The organism is Pricia sp. (genome assembly GCF_041745955.1).
GTDB lineage: Bacteria > Bacteroidota > Bacteroidia > Flavobacteriales > Flavobacteriaceae > Pricia.
Genome location: NZ_JBGTHY010000256.1, coordinates 1 through 1,980, shown reverse-complemented (window position 1 = coordinate 1,980; position 1,980 = coordinate 1). Strand labels below are relative to the sequence as shown.

The following is a 1,980-nucleotide window of genomic DNA, read 5'->3' as shown; positions in this document are numbered from 1 at the left end:
TGGTCTACCTGATCTGTGAATTGAATGCGCACCTGCTCACATACACCTTGGACGATTCGACCGGAATGCTGACATTGGTAAATGATAGCCCAACGCTTCCCGACGATTACAATGAAGTTCCCTCGGCTGCGGCCATACGCTAGCATCCCTCGGGAAAAACACTATATGTTTCAAATCGGAACCACAACAGTATTGCCGCATTTAGCATGGACGCACAAACAGGGCTGCCCACTTTTAAAACCAGATTTGCGACCCAAGGGGATGAGCCGCGGGATTTCAACATCGATCCCAGTGGAAAATGGCTGGTTGTCGCCAATCAGTATGGCAACTGCGTATTATCTTTTGAACTGGATAAAAGAACCGGATTGCCTACCGGAAATATCGGAGCGGCACTAAAGTGCGGGTCACCGGTCTGTGTGATTTTTTAGGGTGGTATCAACATGAAGTTTGTATGTTGGAATCGTTTAGATCGAGTTCACTTTAACAGGCCTCAATCAAAAATCCGAACGGAAAACGTACTATGGACCAAAACGAACTGATCGCCCATCTTGTAAAAAAGGGTTTGCTAAGGTCATCCAACGTAAGTGTGAGCCCGTTAAGCGGCGGAGTGTCCTCTGAGCTATTCTTATTGGATGATGGCGTCAACCGTTTTGTTCTAAAACGGGCCTTGCCAAAGCTGAAAGTGAAAGCCGATTGGTTTGCCGACGTAAAACGCAATCAGATTGAACAACGCTATCTAAAATATGTGTCCGTCTTTTTGCCTGAAGCAGTACCGAATATCTTGTACAGTAATGAAGAGCATCATTTTTTTTGCATGGAAATGCTTGAAAATGGATTGACCAACTGGAAAGGCCAGATGCTAGAAGGAAAAATTCATTCGGCCTATGCCAAAGCTGCCGGTAAAATCCTAGGGGTTATCCATAATAAATCGGGGGGGGACAGAGCGGTGGAAGATCAATTCGATACGCTGGCCAATTTTCAAGAATTACGTATCGAACCCTATTTGATCCATACCGGGGAGCAGCATCCCGCTTTGGCCTTGTATTTTAATCGGGAAGTAGAACGGTTGGCAACCGTAAAACAATGCTTGGTCCATGGGGATTTTAGCCCTAAGAATATATTGGTAAGTCCGGAACGCCTTGTAATACTGGACTGTGAGGCTGCTTGGTACGGAGATCCGGTTTTCGATGTGGCCTTCCTGTTAAATCATTTTATGCTGAAAGCCCTCTACCTGCCCCAAAAAGCGGATGAATTTGTGAACTTGTCCTCAACGGCATTTGAGGCTTACAGAATACACGCTAAAAACTTGGTCGATGCATCCTTTGAAAAAAGATTGGTCAAGTTGCTTCTCCTATTGATGCTGGCGCGTGTTGATGGTAAATCGCCCGTTGAATATTTTAATGCCACACAAAAGCAAAAAGTTCGGAATTTTGTGTATGAAGAGCTGCCTAACAACATATCCTATGAAGCAGTAAACGCAAGTTGGTTGGAAACCGTTCAATTATAATATTGATATTGAAAAGTTATGAAAATCAAAGAAATAGATGCGTATCAGATCTACGATTCGAGGGGATATCCCACCCTAGAGGTCGAAGTTATATTGGAGAACGGCACAAAAGGGTATGGATTGGTCCCCTCGGGTGCTTCTACCGGACAATTTGAGGCCCTGGAACTAAGGGATAACGACAAGGATTCATTTAAGGGAAAATCGGTGTTCAAGGCGATATCCAACGTAAAAACAGACATAGCTTCCGCACTGATCGGCGAATCGGTATTTGGCCAAAACCAGATTGATAGGAAAATGATCGAACTGGATGCTACCGAAAATAAATCGCGTTGGGGTGCCAATGCCATTCTTGGCGTATCGATGGCCGTGGCAACCGCTGCCGCGAACGCAAAAGGTGTTCCCCTGTATGAATATTTGGGCGAGGGAAAAGGCAATTTGATTCCCTTGAACGAAATTCAAATTCTTGGTGGCGG

At 45.1% G+C, this 1,980-nt stretch carries 1 protein-coding gene and 2 pseudogenes; all 3 read left to right on the top strand.

Annotated features, from left to right (window positions below; genetic code table 11):
- The first annotated feature begins 8 nt into the window (after positions 1 to 8).
- A pseudogene (locus ACEW8S_RS09155) lies at positions 9 to 428 on the top strand (lactonase family protein).
- 92 nt (positions 429 to 520) lie between these two features.
- Complete coding sequence (locus ACEW8S_RS09150) at positions 521 to 1,507, top strand: phosphotransferase family protein (protein WP_373517851.1); 987 nt, start codon at positions 521 to 523, stop codon at positions 1,505 to 1,507.
- 18 nt (positions 1,508 to 1,525) lie between these two features.
- Positions 1,526 to 1,980, top strand: a pseudogene (eno, locus tag ACEW8S_RS09145) (phosphopyruvate hydratase); the annotation flags it as partial.